This is a genomic window from Blautia sp. BIOML-A1, assembly GCF_009883055.1.
Classification (GTDB): Bacteria; Bacillota; Clostridia; order Lachnospirales; family Lachnospiraceae; genus Blautia_A.
Genome location: NZ_WWVR01000016.1, coordinates 45,130 through 60,728 on the forward strand (window position 1 = coordinate 45,130; position 15,599 = coordinate 60,728).

14 protein-coding genes are annotated in these 15,599 nt (G+C 44.9%); 12 read left to right on the forward strand and 2 right to left on the reverse strand.

The annotated features are described in order from the left end of the window. Window positions 1–7 precede the first annotated feature (7 nt). From rfbH to GT674_RS09250, 11 genes are all read left to right on the forward strand, one after another. Complete coding sequence (rfbH, locus tag GT674_RS09200) at window positions 8–1,345, forward strand: lipopolysaccharide biosynthesis protein RfbH (protein WP_161285404.1); 1,338 nt, start codon at window positions 8–10, stop codon at window positions 1,343–1,345. A gap of 22 nt (window positions 1,346–1,367) precedes the next feature. After that, window positions 1,368–2,696: a phenylacetate--CoA ligase family protein gene (locus GT674_RS09205; RefSeq protein ID WP_161285405.1), complete on the forward strand. Its 1,329-nt coding sequence runs from the start codon at window positions 1,368–1,370 to the stop codon at window positions 2,694–2,696. Between the two features lie 19 nt (window positions 2,697–2,715). Continuing rightward, entirely contained in the window at window positions 2,716–3,936 is a 1,221-nt protein-coding gene (locus GT674_RS09210; protein WP_161285406.1) for a lipopolysaccharide biosynthesis protein, read from the forward strand. After that, entirely contained in the window at window positions 3,923–5,245 is a 1,323-nt protein-coding gene (locus GT674_RS09215; protein WP_161285407.1) for a phenylacetate--CoA ligase family protein, read from the forward strand. Before GT674_RS09210 ends, GT674_RS09215 begins: the two co-directional genes overlap by 14 nt. Then, window positions 5,245–7,092: a thiamine pyrophosphate-binding protein gene (locus GT674_RS09220; RefSeq protein WP_161285408.1), complete on the forward strand. Its 1,848-nt coding sequence runs from the start codon at window positions 5,245–5,247 to the stop codon at window positions 7,090–7,092. The genes GT674_RS09215 and GT674_RS09220 overlap by 1 nt, the downstream gene beginning before the upstream one ends. 29 nt (window positions 7,093–7,121) lie before the next feature. Next, entirely contained in the window at window positions 7,122–8,048 is a 927-nt protein-coding gene (locus tag GT674_RS09225; RefSeq protein WP_161285409.1) for an NAD-dependent epimerase/dehydratase family protein, read from the forward strand. A 6-nt stretch (window positions 8,049–8,054) separates the two neighbouring features. Continuing rightward, window positions 8,055–9,023 carry a glycosyltransferase gene (locus tag GT674_RS09230; RefSeq protein WP_161285410.1) on the forward strand — a complete coding sequence of 323 codons (969 nt, stop codon included), beginning with the start codon at window positions 8,055–8,057 and terminating at the stop codon, window positions 9,021–9,023. After that, complete coding sequence (locus GT674_RS09235) at window positions 9,020–10,861, forward strand: ArnT family glycosyltransferase (RefSeq protein ID WP_161285411.1); 1,842 nt, start codon at window positions 9,020–9,022, stop codon at window positions 10,859–10,861. Before GT674_RS09230 ends, GT674_RS09235 begins: the two co-directional genes overlap by 4 nt. Before the next feature lie 144 nt (window positions 10,862–11,005). After that, a complete protein-coding gene (gene hpf / locus GT674_RS09240) occupies window positions 11,006–11,533 on the forward strand; it encodes a ribosome hibernation-promoting factor, HPF/YfiA family (RefSeq protein ID WP_161285412.1) in 528 nt (175 codons plus the stop codon). Between the two features lie 79 nt (window positions 11,534–11,612). Further along, a complete protein-coding gene (locus GT674_RS09245) occupies window positions 11,613–12,881 on the forward strand; it encodes a GNAT family N-acetyltransferase (protein ID WP_330585526.1) in 1,269 nt (422 codons plus the stop codon). 63 nt (window positions 12,882–12,944) lie between these two features. Further along, complete coding sequence (locus GT674_RS09250) at window positions 12,945–13,379, forward strand: hypothetical protein (RefSeq protein ID WP_161285413.1); 435 nt, start codon at window positions 12,945–12,947, stop codon at window positions 13,377–13,379. Between the two features lie 67 nt (window positions 13,380–13,446). Here the strand turns inward: GT674_RS09250 and GT674_RS09255 are convergent, their stop codons facing one another. Then, window positions 13,447–13,689, reverse strand: coding sequence for a hypothetical protein (locus tag GT674_RS09255; RefSeq protein WP_161285414.1), 243 nt, complete (start codon window positions 13,687–13,689; stop codon window positions 13,447–13,449). Between the two features lie 359 nt (window positions 13,690–14,048). Then, the gene (locus GT674_RS09260) at window positions 14,049–15,224 is read right to left on the reverse strand and encodes an IS110 family transposase (RefSeq protein WP_161285415.1); all 1,176 of its coding nucleotides are present in this window, start codon (window positions 15,222–15,224) and stop codon (window positions 14,049–14,051) included. A 300-nt stretch (window positions 15,225–15,524) separates the two neighbouring features. On the opposite strand from GT674_RS09260, the gene GT674_RS18240 reads away from it, so the two are divergent. Then, on the forward strand, window positions 15,525–15,599 hold a 75-nt coding region (locus GT674_RS18240), incomplete at its 3' end, for a helix-turn-helix domain-containing protein (RefSeq protein WP_161285418.1).

The following is a 15,599-nucleotide window of genomic DNA, read 5'->3' on the forward strand; positions in this document are numbered from 1 at the left end:
GAAAAATATGTTTGAAGAAATGACAGAAAAACAGGCGAGAGAAGAAATTCTCAAACTGACAAAGGAATATTGTGAGAAGTATCACAATCAGAAGAAACCGTACGAAAAAGGAGACCGTATCCCGTACGCATCCCGCGTCTATGATGCAGAAGAGATGGTGAATCTTGTGGACAGCTCCCTGGAGTTCTGGCTGACAGCCGGACGTTACACAAATGAATTTGAGCATGAATTTGCGAAGTACCTGGGTGTAAGATACTGCTCTCTGGTAAACTCAGGTTCTTCCGCGAATCTTCTTGCGTTTATGACTCTGACTTCCCCGCTTCTCAAAGAGCGTCAGATCCTTCCGGGAGATGAGGTTATCACGGTTGCGGCAGGTTTTCCGACAACCGTAGCGCCGATCATCCAGTACGGTGCAGTTCCTGTTTTTGTCGATGTGGCGATTCCGCAGTACAACATTGATCCGCAGCTTCTGGAGGCTGCATATTCTCCAAAGACAAAGGCAGTCATGCTGGCACACACACTTGGAAATCCGTTTGATCTTAAGGCAGTCAGAGATTTCTGCAAGAAACATAATCTCTGGCTGGTGGAAGATAACTGCGATGCTCTGGGGTCTGTCTATACCATCGATGGTGAGGAAAAACTGACAGGAACGATAGGTGATATCGGAACTTCCAGCTTTTACCCGCCGCATCATATGACAATGGGTGAGGGTGGTGCTGTTTATACGGACAATTCACTTCTCAACAAGATCGCAAGATCTTTAAGAGACTGGGGAAGAGACTGTATCTGTGCACCGGGACAGGATAACCTGTGCGGACATCGTTTTGACCGCCAGTACGGTGAGCTTCCGGTAGGTTACGACCACAAATATGTCTATTCTCATTTCGGATATAACCTCAAGGCGACGGATATGCAGGCTGCAGTCGGCTGTGCACAGCTTAAGAAATTCCCATCTTTTGTAGAGCGAAGGATCCACAACTTCAATTATCTGAGAGAAGCACTTAAAGGAACGGAGGACAAGCTGATCCTTCCGACAGCCTGTGAAAACTCCAGACCGAGCTGGTTTGGCTTCCTTATCACCTGTAAGGCAGGCGTTGACAGAAACAAACTTGTTCAGGAGATTGAAGCCAGGGGTGTTCAGACACGTATGCTGTTTGCAGGAAATCTGACAAAACATCCATGCTTTGACCAGATGCGTGCAGCAGGTAAGGGCTATCGTATTTCTGGAAGCCTGGAAAATACAGACCGCATCATGAAGGATACCTTCTGGATCGGTGTTTATCCGGGAATGACAGATGAGATGCTTTCAGCAATGGCAGACGCGATCAAAGAAGCTCTGAACTGATTTACAGTAGAATGGAGAAAATATGATTTTAGATGAAAGACTTCGCTGGATGGGCTTCTGGATGCTGGATAAGATGAAGGGCGGAAAGATTCGGGAATATTATGACCAGATCCGCTATGCCTGGAAAGAGGGCAGTTCCATCGAGGAGACGGACAAAAGGATCCGGGATCTGATCGCACATGCAGTCAGAACGACTGATTTCTACAAGGATTATCCGGAAGATATCGCACTTAGAGATCTTCCGGTGGTAAATAAGGATACATTTCGTCAGCAGTATGACCGTTTTATCTCTTCTACATACAAAGACGCACCGGACAACCGGGTGATGTGTACCAGCGGTTCTACGGGAACTCCTCTCCGCATGATCCAGAACAGGGACAAGATTCGGCATAATACAGCAGGCGGTATTTTCCTGGGAGCGGCAGCAGGATATTACATAGGCATGAAGGAAGCTTTTATCCGTGTGTGGGTAAACAATGTCAGAAAAAGTAAATTTCAGCTGATTCAGGAAAACATGATCATGATGGACAGTTCCCGCATGGATGAGAAGGCACTGTCCGAAATGTTCCGCACGATCGAGAAGAAAAAGGTGAAATGTCTTGTCGGATATTCCTCCGCTCTGGGTGAGCTGAGTGATTATATCCGAAAATCCGGCACAGACTGCAGCAACTGCAGTGTCAGAGCAATCATTCCAATCTCCGAGACAATGCCGGAACCGGTGCGAAGGACTCTGGAAAAGCAGTTCGGCTGTCCTGTAAGGGCATGGTATTCCAATGAGGAAAACGGAATCATGGGACTCCAGAATGAGGAGAATGAAGGGTATCATATTGACACAGAAACCTACTATTATGAAATCCTCAAGATGGACTGCGATGAACCGGCGGAACCGGGAGAACTGGGACGTATCGTGATCACGGATCTTTTTAACTATGCATTTCCGATCCTGCGTTATGATAACGGAGATACAGCAGTGGCTGTCCGCAAAGAAAAAAACGGACGTTTCAAGCTGTATCTGTCGGAGCTTTACGGACGCAGAAGTGACCTGATCTACGACTGCAAAGGCAATGCGGTGACACCCTATATCATCACCAATAATCTCTGGGATATTGAGGGAGTGAAGCAGTACCGCTTTATTCAGGAAGATGTAAAGGATTACACGATCTGGCTGAACGGAGATCCGGCGAAGATGGATCAGAAGGAGATACTTGGAAGGATCCGCCCGTATCTTGGCGAGGAAGCAAGAATCAAAGTAGAGATTGTGGATGAGATTCCGGTTCTGGCCTCCGGAAAGCGTAAATACATAGAGAACCGCTGTGAGAAATATAAGGATCACAGGGGAATCTGTGGCTGACAGAGAGGCGGGAAACAGATTGGAAAAAAAGGAACAGAAAAAAAATATTGCAGTAAACACTCTGTATACTATGGGCGGGCTGATCTTTATGAATGCAGTTCTGCAGATTGTGATCACACCGCTTCTTAACAGAGTTATGGGAGCAGAGCAGCTTGGAGGTCTTCTTTATATCACAGGACTGATCGCAATTGTGTGTCCTTCCGTCGGACAGGCACTGAACACCAGTCGTCTTGTGGTACGGAGAAATTTTGCCGTGACAAACGGGGATTATGACTGGATCCTGCTTGTATTCGGGGCCATCGGAAGCGGTGTCGCACTCTGGATGTCGAGGAACAGCCTGGAAGGTCCTGTTATGGCAGTTGGAGTCTTTGTGCTGTTTATGTTTACTGTATTTCGATATTATGGTGATGTGGAATATCGTCTGAATCTGAATTACCGGAGATATTTTATTTATTATCTGCTGATCGGGCTTGGATATCTTGCCGGATTTGGTGTGTATTATGTGACGGGTCAGTGGGTGTGGATCTATCTGGTCGGAGAGGGGGCAGCCCTTGTCTTTGTGGGACTGACAGGAAGTATTTTTCATCAGTTTTTTCAGAGAAGCCAGTATTTTTCGACAGCACTGGGCAGAGGATTCTTTCTTACGCTGTCGTATCTGATCACAAACACGACTATGAATATGGACCGCCTTGTGATCAAGCAGGTTCTGGGAAATGAGCAGGTTACTTGGTATTACGTGGTCTCTCTGATCGGCAAGACTCTGGTGCTTCTGATCGCTCCGATCAACACGATCGTGATCTCCTATCTGACCAGGAGAAAGGAACTTCTGACACGATCTCAGTTTGGAAAGGCAGTTCTTGCAGGCGGTGGCGTGAGCTTTGTGTTCTTCCTTGCCTGTCAGGTGGGAACTCCATTATTTGTATGGCTTTTTTACAGAAATCTCTATGATTCGGTCAGGGGACTTGTCACAGTGGTAAACCTTGCACAGATCCTGGGACTGTTTTCCGCATTTTTATTTATTCTGGTACTTACATTTACAGATGAAAAATGGCAGCTGTGGATCCAGCTTGCACATTTTGTAATCCTGCTGGTCAGCTCTGTGCTGGCGGCAAGGGCATACGGTATGATTGGTTTTGCCTGGGCGTCCCTCGGGGCGAACAGCCTCAGAGTGGCAGCAGTCATTATTCTGGGACTGTTAAAGGCAGGAAAGGACAAAGGAGGCAGCAATGCAGACAGGTGAAGTTCTGAGAAGAGTGGCATTTAATCTTCTCGATGCTGCAAAAGGCGGCAGACTCAAAAAATTAAAAGAAGTAAATAAACGGGAGATCGTGGAGGGTGTCACAGAAGAATATGTGGACCGCAGGCTCCACATTCTTCTGGATTATGTAAAGGAACATTCTCCTTATTATAAGGATCACTCGGAATGGATGGAGCTGCAGGACTTTCCGGTGATGACCAAGGGTGATTTTATCGAAAATTATGACCAGGTTCTTGTGGACAACAGCAAGGAGCAGGGGAATCTCTATCGATTAAGTACAAGCGGCTCTACGGGAACTCCGTTTACCGTACTCTGCGACGGGGACAAAATGAGCAGAGTCAACATGAATTTTATTTCCTGTATGGAACTGAATGGTTTTCGTATGGGAATGAAGCGCGGAGAGTTCCGTGCGTGGATAAAGGGAAAAAATACAATCAGTAAGTGGAAATCTTTCAAAAATAATCTGATCATGGTGGATATCTCCAATATGGGAGACGATTCCCTGGACAAAATCTGCCGGGATATCGAGAAACAGAAGATACAGGTGCTGGTTACTTACTCCAGTGCGCTGACAGCACTGACACAGTACATCAGAAGAACAGGAAGAGACATCAGCAAGTGGTCAGTGGAGATGGTCTTTTCCATGGGAGAGGCACTGCCGCAGGAGACCTATGATCTGACAAAAGAACTGTTTGGATTTTCTCCGGTCCGTTCTTATGGAAACAATGAAAATGGTTTTATTGCGATCCAGCTTGATGAGGATCCGGAATATACCATTGACCTCTACAATTTTTATCCGGAGATCCTGAAGCTGGACTGCGATGAGCCGGCAGAAGAAGGAGAACTGGGAAGGATTGTGGTGACAGATTATTACAATAAGACTTTTCCTATGGTCCGTTATGATACCGGTGATACGGGAATCATGAGAATGTATAAGGATGATAAGGGCAGGATGCATGGAAAATATGTCGAGATCTATGGCCGAAGAGGTTCTCTGATGTACAACACCAAGGGCGAACCACTCTCCATCCATGTATTTATGAATACGCTTCTTAAATTCGAGGGTATTGTCTATCAGGCGAAATGTATCCAGTGGGGAGAGAAGGATTACGAACTTCTTGTCAATGCAGACAGAAAAAAATTGGATGAAGAAGAACTTCTTGCAGCATACCGTCATTATCTCGGTGAAGATGCCGATATAAAGACAACCTATGTCGATCAGATCCCGATCCAGGCCTCCGGCAAGTTTATGGTATGCGAAAACAAATGGGACGGAAGGAAACAGGCGTAATGAAACAGAAAGTATCTGATTATATAGCTGAGTATATTGCACAGTGGGGAATCCGGGATGTGTTTACAGTGACCGGCGGCGGTGCCATGCATATGAATGATGCCTTCGGTCATCATCCGAAGCTTCACTGTACCTATCAGCATCATGAGCAGGCGTGTGCGATGGCAGCGGAGGCATACGCACGGATGGATAACCGTATGGCTGCTGTCTGTGTGACGACAGGACCCGGGGCAACAAATGCCATCACAGGCGTCCTGGGCGGCTGGATGGATTCTATTCCGATGCTGGTTTTTTCCGGACAGGCGAGATATGCGACAACTGTCCCGGCAAGCGGGCTTCCGCTTCGAAGCATGGGTGTTCAGGAGTGTAATATTGTTCCGGTGGTTTCTTCTATTACAAAGTATGCGCATATGGTCATTCATCCGGAAGATATCCGTTATCATCTGGAGAAGGCACTTTATATGGCAGTTACAGGAAGACCTGGACCGGTCTGGCTGGATATTCCTCTGGATGTACAGGGTGCTGTCATTGAGACAGAAAATCTGAGAGCTTATGATCCGGCAGAAAATCCGGAGCAGAAACCACAGGAGATCTCACAGGAGATAATAGAGAAGATCCTTGATAAGATTGAGGAAAGTCATCGTCCGGTGCTGTCACCGGGAAATGGTGTCCGTCTTGCCGGTGCGATCGGGGAATTCCATGAACTTGTAGAACTTCTCGGCGTACCGGTTGTGACAGGAATGAGCAGTGTAGATGCACTGGAATCCGACCATCCGTATTTTGCGGGCCGGAGCGGCGGAACAGGAACGAGAGCAGGAAATTTTGCCCTGCAGAACAGTGATGTGCTGCTTTCCATCGGAAACCGTCAGGGATTTACACAGACAGGTTTCCAGTATCAGGACTGGGCGAGAGAGAGCTATACGATCCTGAATGATATTGATGAAAATGAATTAAAGAAGCCAAGTCTCCATGTCAGCCTTCCGGTTGTCGGAGATGCGGGGGAACTGATCCGTGGACTCCTTACGGAGGCAAAGAAGCGTGGAGCAGATAAAGGACATCCGTTGTTTAAGGGAGAGGACTGGAGAAACCAGTGCCTTCTCTGGAGAGAAAAATATCCGGTCGTAACACAGAAACATTATGAGACACAGGAAGAGGGCTGCACAAATATCTATGCTTTCTATGAAGAACTCTCCAAAGCCATGAAGGAAGATCAGAATCTCATGGTCAGTGTGGGAACTTCCAGGGTGGCAGGCAGCCAGGCCTTTCAGGTTAAAAAAGGGCAGCGTTTTATCACAAATCCAAACACGGCGTCTATGGGCTTCTGTCTTCCTGCGGCGACAGGGATCGCAGTGGCACAGCCGGGCAAACCGGTTGTCTGTGTGACAGGTGAGGGAAGTCTGCAGATGAACATTCAGGAAATGCAGACAATCCGGCATAATCATCTGCCGGTGAAGCTGTTTGTGATCAACAACCAGGGCTACCATTCAATCCGACAGACACAGCAGAGTTATTTTGCTCCGCCGTTAGTCGGAGTGGGAGAAGAGAGTGGAGATTTAAGCTTCCCGGATCTTTCCAGGATTATGCCGGACTACGGATTCCCGTACAGGGCGGTTCATTCTGCAAAGGAACTTCCAGAGGCAATCAGGGAAGTGCTGGATGCAGACGGAGCCTTTGTCTGTGAGGTCTTTGTGACAAAATATCAGAAGACAGAGCCGAAGACTTCGGCGAAGAAGCTTCCTGATGGAAGCATGATCTCCGCACCGCTTGAGGATATGTATCCGTTCCTTGACAGGGAAGAACTGGAAGCAAATATGTACATCCCTCTTCCGGAAAAAATGCGTCAGTGATGATTCAGGTGTGACAGATGGAGAAAGAGATGAAGAAAATTGTTGTTACAGGAGCCACCAGTATGATCGGTTCGGCTCTGATCGAAGAATGTGTAAAACATGACATAGAAGTCTATGCAGTTCTGCGGTCGGCTTCCGGGAAACAGGATCGTCTGCCGGATAGCAGCCTTGTACATTTAATAGACAGCAGTCTGGAAACTCTGGAGGAACTTCCAGAACTGATTCCACAGGGATGCGATACCTTTTATCATATTGCCTGGGGGAATACGGGAGAAAACCGCAACAGAAGTACAGAATTACAGAGCAGGAACATAGGCTATACACTGGCGGCGGTGAGAGCGGCAAATGCACTTGGCTGTAAACGCTTTATCGGGGCGGGTTCTCAGGCAGAGTACGGTCCGATGGATGTGGAAAGAATCTCACCGGACAGTCCGACGAATCCATCTACGCCGTACGGTGCAAGCAAGCTGGCATCCGGCCATCTCGCGGGAATGCTCTGCCGGGAACTGGGGATGGAATGTATCTGGCCGAGGATTTTCAGTGTTTATGGGATCCATGAGAAGGAAACGACGATGATCGCTTCGGGACTTCGCAGGATGCTGAAGGGCGAACCGACAGAATTTACGCCGGCAATGCAGCGGTGGGATTATCTGTACAGCAAGGATGCAGGCCGTGCCTATTACCTGATCGGTGAAAAGGGCAGGGACAAAGCGGTATACTGCATTGGAAGCGGAGAAGCACATCCTCTTCGGGAATATATCCTCAAGATGGCAGAACTTACCGGAGCAGAAGAAACAGGTATTGGTGTAAGACCATACCCGCCGGGGGCAGTGATGAATCTTTGTGCAGACACAGAATCTCTGAAGAGAGATACTGGATTTGTGCCGGAATATACCTTCGAAGAGGGAATCAGAGAAACGATCGACTGGATCAGAAGCCAGGAAACAGGAGTATAAATAAAAATGAAGAAAAAAATTTCGGTGGTGATCCCCACCTATAATGAAGAGGCAAATGTAGTACCTCTGGCCAAAGCAGTGTCGGAAGTCATGGAGCGTGATCTTAAGGAGTATGATTATGAGATCCTGTTTATTGACAATCATTCCAAAGACAATACCCAGGCACTGCTTCGGGGGCTGTGTGCTAATAACAAAAAGATCAAGGCAATCTTTAATGCCAAAAACTTCGGACAGGCACGTTCTCCGGTATACGGAATGAAGCAGGCCTACGGAGACTGTGTCGTGCGTATGTGTGCGGATTTTCAGGATCCGGTTGACATGATTCCGAAATTTGTGCGTGAGTGGGAGCAGGGAACAAAGATTGTGATTGGAGTCAAAAGTGCCAGCAAGGAGCGTAAAGGTATGTATTGGATCCGTTCCTGCTATTACAAGATGATCAACAAGATCACAGATATTGACCATATTGAGCAGTTCACCGGATTCGGACTCTATGACAGGAAGTTTGTAGATGTGGTCCGTGATCTCCATGATCCGCTTCCATATCTTCGCGGAATCATCGCAGAACTCGGTTTTGATTATAAAGCGATCGAGTATACGCAGCCGAAACGTCGTGCAGGTAAGAGTAAGAATAATTTTTACAGTCTGTATGATTATGCCATGATCGGAATCACTTCTTATTCAAAGGTAGTCATGAGGCTGGCGACGTTTGCCGGATTTATCATCGGTGGTCTGAGCCTGGTTGCGGCCATTGTCTATCTGGTACTGAAGCTGATGTACTGGGATCGTTTTTCAGCCGGTGTTGCACCTATGGTCATCGGCATGTTCTTCCTTGGGGCACTGCAGCTGTTCTTTATTGGTTTCCTTGGAGAATATGTGCTCAGTATCAACAGCAGGGTTCTTGACCGTCCTCTTGTAGTGGAAGAAGAGCGTCTGAACTTTGAAGAAGATGAGTCAGAGGAGCAGAAAAACGTATGAAAGAAAAAGCAATAAAAAAACAGAGCTTCCTGAATCGCAAAAAAGCGGAATGGAAGGAAATGAAACTCTGGAATGCAGATGAACTGTGCAGGGTGGACTGGATGGTTTCCATCCTGATCCTGACGGTATTGTTTTTTACCTGTGTACATTCGGATGTGAAACTGACAGGAAACAGATCTTTCCTGATGTATAAGCACTTTACGGATTTTTATCAGGCAAGCTATGAGCAGTCCGGTGGTTACTGGGCGAATTATCTGCCGAGTACCTTTATCGCCTATGCAATCTGGAATCTGCCGCTTTATCTGACAGGGCATGCTCCGGAGGCAATCCTTACAAACAGCTTTGTCAATCTGATGTGGTACAAGCTTCTGCCGGTGATCATTTACTTTGTCACGGCACAGCTTATTTATCATATTGGTAAGGAAATGGAATTTGGAGAGAAAAAATCTCTCCTGTGCAAATTTGCCTTTCTGGTATTTCCGATGGGTGTCTTCAGCCAGTTTATTTTCAGCCAGTATGACATCTTTACCGTATTCTTTATGGTACTGGGACTGTATTTCTTCCTGAAAAACAAAATGTGGCAGTTTGCACTGGCATTCGGAATGGCGAGTACGTTCAAATATCATGCGGTACTGTACTTTGCGGCACTGCTTCTTCTGAAGGAGAAAAAAATCCGCAATCTGATCCGCTATACCTTAATCATGGCAGTTCCCCTTATGGTAGAAATCCTGCCGAATCTCAGCTCCGATGCATTCCGCAGAAATGTGTTTGGGTTCAGTGCACTTGAATATGTCAAAAAACCATTTAGTGTAGGCTTTTTCAGCGGGATCAATCTGATGGCAGCGGTTGCGGCCTTTGTGCTGGTCTGGGCTTATCAGAAAAAAGTGGACAAAGATGCCACGGCTTCCTGGGCAGTATTTTTCTGTGTGGCAGTGAGCTTTTCTGTGTTCGGATTTTCCACCTGGAATCCACAGTGGGTACTTCTGATGGCACCGTTCCTCGTTTTGAATATCTTCATGAACGAGAATGGAAGTCTGCTTCTGATGATCACGAACATCTTTATGCTGGCGATGTATATTTTCTGCAGCCAGAGCATGGTAGATGAAAGAGTTTTGAATGGCGGAATCCTGAAATATATTCTTAAGGACAGGAATTTTGCCGTGCGCATGTGGGATATTTACCGATTCCATGATCAGGAGCTTCTCTGTACAGCGATGTGGATCGTGCTTCTCTTGTATGTTGTCTTTGGACATCCTCGTTATCACAGTAAAAAAGGCAGTACGATCTCCAGAGGTTTGGTATGGCAGATCCGTGCAGCCTTCCTCTTTGGAGTGGCAGCCTTTGTACTTCCGATGTCTGTCTGTGCAATGGGCGTTCTGCAGGGCAAAACAGTCTTCTTTGACAACAGCCGCCAGAATATGGAGATGGAAAATGTCGTCATGCTGGAACGTGATCATCCGATCATCCAGGAACTTACCGCAGATGGAAAAGAGATCACGGGCATCAAGATCCGTGTATATACAGAGACAAATCTTGATCTCTACAGCCTGAAAGTGGTACTTCGCGATAAAGACTCCGGTGAGGTGCTTTATGAGAGTGAGGGCGATACTTACGGTCTCAAAGAAAATACGGCACTTTACTCCTTCCTGAAGCATTCGGTAGAAGTGGAGAACGGAAAAACTTATCAGCTTGAGATCACAACTGATGCACCGCAGAACAGCGGAATCGGTCTGTATTGTGTCACAGCAGGAAAATCTCCGGAACAGCTTGTCCAGCCGCACGATGAAGAGCACCCGGAAAAACGCAGCCTTCAGATGTGTGTTACAGGAATTGAGTAAAAGAGCTGGAAATTTTTATCAGAATTTTTATAAAAATTTTGTAAAGTTGTGTTAAAATTCAAATGGATGTGTTATAATGGTCACATAGACAACCGGATTGGTTGAATATAAGCATCCAAAATAAACAGCAAAGGGGATGGGACTATGAAATTTATTATTAGTGGAAAGAACATCACAGTATCCCAAGGACTCAGAACAGCCGTTGAGGACAAACTCGGTAAACTGGAGCGTTATTTTACTCCTGACACAGAAGTTATCGTAACTTTAAGTGTCGAAAAAGAAAGACAGAAAATCGAGGTTACAATCCCGGTAAAAGGAAATATCATCAGATCCGAGCAGGTAAGCAACGATATGTATGTATCCATCGATCTGGTAGAGGAAGTTATCGAGCGTCAGCTTCGTAAATACAAAAATAAAATCGTAGACAAACAGCAGGCCGCAGCCAATTTCCAGAAGGAATACATTGACAGAGATTATGAGGAGGATGATGAGGTTAAGATCATCCGTACCAAGAAATTCGGTATCAAGCCAATGTATCCGGAAGATGCATGTGTACAGATGGAACTTCTGGGACACAATTTTTTCGTATTCTTTAACGCAGAGACAGAGCAGGTAAATGTTGTTTACAAACGTAAAGGCAATACCTACGGTTTAATAGAGCCGGAGTTCTAAGTCTGAAGTGGAATCGAGGTTGAAGCACTTCTTAAACATTAAATAAAACGTAAACGCAGTCCCATCTCTCTTAGGAGGGATGGGACTTATTGGTAAAAAGGGCTGCTGTGGACAGCAGCGAAAAGGGAAAGGAATCATGAATAACAAGAAAAACCTGAAAATGAAACCCGTAGGCAGCGAATATATGGAACAGTACAATGCCCTTCTACGCTATGTGTTCCAGGTGACAGAACAGGAACTGAGTTCCATCGGATGGCAGGAACGTGAGATCATCCGCGCCAAATTTCCAACCATGGAAAAGGCAGATGTGATCGGATGGTTTGATGACGACAATCTTGTTTCTCAGGTGGCAGTCTACCCTATGCAGGCACGTATTTTTGGTAAAACCTATGCCATGGGCGGTCTTACCGGAGTCGGAACCTACCCGGAATACTCCAATATGGGTCTGATGCACAAGCTTCTTGAGCAGGCACTCAAGAACATGAAGGAGCGTGGCCAGGATATCTGCTATCTGTATCCATATTCCATTCCATATTACCGTCGCAAGGGCTGGGAGATTATCTCGGACAAAATCTCCTATGAGATCAAGGATTACCAGCTTCCGAAGAACCATCAGGTTCCGGGGGATGTACGCCGCGTTGATACTGAGGGCGAAGAACTGAAGGCAGCTTATAACCGCTATGCCATGCGGACACACGGTGCGATCCTCCGTGATGATCTGGCATGGAATGAGTACTGGCTGTGGGACTCCGATGATATTATGGCAGCCGTCTACTATAACGAGAATAATGAACCGGACGGCTATGTGATCTACTGGATCGCGAAGGAAGTTTTTCATATCAAGGACATGATCTTCAATAATGAAGAGGCAAGAACCGGACTGTGGAATTTCGTTGCGGCACACTTTTCCATGATCAATCAGGTGGAGGGCGATACCTACACCGATGAACCACTGGCATTTCTTCTGGAGGATGCAAGTATCAAGGAAATAATCTCACCATACTATATGGGAAGAATCGTAGATTTTGTCTCCTTCATCGAGAAGTATCCGTTTAAACCGAGCGTTCTTGACCGTGAATGGAAGTTTAAGCTGATCGATCCGGTCATGGAATGCAATCAGGGAAATTTCAGCCTGACGATCTCCAGAGAAGGCTGTGGTCAGGTGGTCCGGATTATGGAACCCTGCCAGGATGAGATAAATATCCAGACCATGACTACTATGCTGATGGGCTACAAACGCCCTGAATATCTTGCAAGGATCGGAAGGATTAAGGCAGCCGAGTGGACCATCGACATGCTTGAAGATGCGATCGAGCAGCAGACACCGTACATATCGGATTATTTCTAAGATTAATGATTTAATGAAAAAGATTACAGAAATTGCACCGTATGCTTGCAGAAAAGGAACAAAATGAAAGAATATAACTATATTTCTGTTCTGGACGGATTTTTGAGAGCGAAAATATATCTGTGGATGATAAATGTTATTCTCTATGTAAGGTCATTTCGTGTAGCGGAAATTTTTCTGCTGGCTGGAATACTATTGATGGGAGTCAGCATATTGTGTTCTTCTGCTATAAACAGAAAAAGATGGATAACTTCCTGGATGATCAGTTTCTGTGCCTGCTTTATTTATCTTATCTGCTATATTCTGGAAGGTTATGCAGGGGTGATCATACCGATGGGAGGAATATCGGAAGCAGATTCTAATCCAGCAAATGGAATTATTATGATGTTATATACTGCGGTGTTTTGGGGCGTGGCAGTGGCAGTTCGTATTGTGTCAGGCATTTTTTGTTCGGTGATGAATAAACCTGGTTCTTCCAGGAGGAACACATATTTATGAGAAAAAAGAAGGTACTGTAGAGTCATCGAACATGATGATTTTACAGTACCTTCTTTTATTTTGAGAATTATTTATTTGTTTCCAGCTGCTCAATCATACGCTTGATAATCTGTTCAGCTTCCTCAGGTTTGTAGTAAACATCCGGATCCATATTTGTCAGGAAGTTCTGGAAGATCTGCAGGATAAATGGTTCCGTGATCGCAAAGCACATATGATCTCCGGAATTTGTCTGGTAAGTGAGTGAACAGGTGTTGCCACAGAGACACATGCGAAGATTCTCAGACAGATGATTCAGAGGCTTCTTTAACAAAGCTTAGCAAGAATTCTCCTACCTCTTCAGGTAGTGAGATGAATTGTGGAGCTGAGCATAAATGCTCAAAAGAATCTTGTAAATAAAGAGAAGAAACACTTGTTCTGATAGCGGGTTTGTATTATAATAGAGCAGAAAGAACAAAATGTTCAAAGACAATGATTGAAATCATTTATCAACATATAGAAATAAGACTAACTATTAAAAGTCAAGCCTTAAAATGATATTTTTTGAATAAAGTACAGAAATGTATTTTATATATATTTGGAACTTAGTTAGAGTTCCTTGAACCTTGAAAACTGCATGACAAAAAGAGCATCGTGATAGGTGCTCAAAAAGGAGTATTGAATTAGAAAGATTTAAGCTGCTTTTATGTATTGCTGCTTTGTTTTTTCAAGATGATAAATTACTCGAACCAATTTTTTTGCAGCGTGCGATATGGCAACATTGTAATGCTTACCTTCCGCTCGTTTTTTAGCAAGATAGGCTGCAAATGTTGGATCCCAGTGGCAGACATACTTGGTGGCATTGTACAGAGCGTATCGCAGGTATCTGGATCCACGTTTTTCCATATGTGCGTAAGCACCATCCAGTTGTCCAGATTGATATGTTGATGGCGAAAAGCCGGCATAAGCTAAGATTTTATCAGGAGAATCAAAACGACTGAAATCATCAATCTCGGCAATGATCATGGCTCCCATGCGATAACTGATTCCAGGAATACTGAGAATCGGGGAGTTGATTTTATCCATGATGATTTTGATTTCATTTTCGATTTCGTCAATCTCGGAATCAAGTTCCTGAATCAACTTGATGGTGTGTTTTAGTTCAAGTGATTTCGCTGGCATATTTGAGCCGATAGAAGCTCTTGCAGCATCTCTAAATGTGATTGCTGTTTCCTTGCCGTAATGACCTTTTGAGGATTCAGAAAGTAGATTGGTAAGTCTGGTAAGGTGAGCATTGGCTACTTGTTTTGCACCGGGAAATTCAGAGCGCATTGCATAAACAGATGCCATATGAAGTTGAGGAACCAGCTTTTCCAATTCAGGAAAAAGAATACAGACAAGTCTGGAAATGGAAGTTTTTAGTTTTGCACGTTCTTTTACCTTATCAAAACGATAACGGATTAATGACTTTAGTTCCTCGTTGTGGTAAGATGTGTCTGAGTAGGACTTTAAGTTCACATCAGACATTAGCATGGAAGCAATCGTGCGGGCATCTACTTTATCCGTTTTCGTCTGTCTAAGGCTTAGACTTTTTCTGTATAGATTGGTATGTAACGGATTGATAACATAGGCGGGCAAACCTTTATCAATGAGATATCCAAGAAGATTGTAACTGTAATGTCCAGTGGCTTCCAGTCCTACTTTTATTTTTGTTACGTCATCCATAACGGATTCAATCTTTTGATAAAGTTCACTAAAGCCATCTAAGTTGTTGGAGATGGTAAATGCTTTAAATAACACTTCTCCATCAGCGTTGGTGATAAAGCAATCATGCTTATCTTTAGCAACATCAATTCCTACGTAAATCATAATAAATCTCCCTTGAAATGTATTAATTATTAATGCTGTTTTAGAACCACAGGGTGCTCCTTGCGATTGTAACCTCGTTCTAAATAAACCGTCATGCGGTATCTAACTGATTAACAAATGAACAAAGAGACTGTGGTTGGAGCCTTACTTAAACCATCGAGTGGTAGGTGAAAAAAAAACAATCCACAGCATCTTATATATCATAGTCGAACCTACAGAAGAGGTAAAGAAAAGACTATGACTTAATAGTTATAAAGACCTTGGAGAAGGTCCCTAAAAACCACTACTATATAATACGAGGTGAGGAAAATAAACCGGGCAGTAAAAATAAGAATCTATCCAAATGCAGAACAACGTGTGCAGATAGAAAAAACA

Coding starts and splice junctions, on each gene's coding strand:
- rfbH (WP_161285404.1), top strand. CDS start 8: ATGTTTGAAGAAATGACAGAAAAACAGGCGAGAGAAGAAATTCTCAAA.
- GT674_RS09205 (WP_161285405.1), top strand. CDS start 1,368: ATGATTTTAGATGAAAGACTTCGCTGGATGGGCTTCTGGATGCTGGAT.
- GT674_RS09215 (WP_161285407.1), top strand. CDS start 3,923: ATGCAGACAGGTGAAGTTCTGAGAAGAGTGGCATTTAATCTTCTCGAT.
- GT674_RS09220 (WP_161285408.1), top strand. CDS start 5,245: ATGAAACAGAAAGTATCTGATTATATAGCTGAGTATATTGCACAGTGG.
- GT674_RS09225 (WP_161285409.1), top strand. CDS start 7,122: ATGAAGAAAATTGTTGTTACAGGAGCCACCAGTATGATCGGTTCGGCT.
- GT674_RS09230 (WP_161285410.1), top strand. CDS start 8,055: ATGAAGAAAAAAATTTCGGTGGTGATCCCCACCTATAATGAAGAGGCA.
- GT674_RS09235 (WP_161285411.1), top strand. CDS start 9,020: ATGAAAGAAAAAGCAATAAAAAAACAGAGCTTCCTGAATCGCAAAAAA.
- hpf (WP_161285412.1), top strand. CDS start 11,006: ATGAAATTTATTATTAGTGGAAAGAACATCACAGTATCCCAAGGACTC.
- GT674_RS09245 (WP_330585526.1), top strand. CDS start 11,613: ATGGGACTTATTGGTAAAAAGGGCTGCTGTGGACAGCAGCGAAAAGGG.
- GT674_RS09250 (WP_161285413.1), top strand. CDS start 12,945: ATGAAAGAATATAACTATATTTCTGTTCTGGACGGATTTTTGAGAGCG.
- GT674_RS09260 (WP_161285415.1), bottom strand. CDS start 15,224: ATGATTTACGTAGGAATTGATGTTGCTAAAGATAAGCATGATTGCTTT.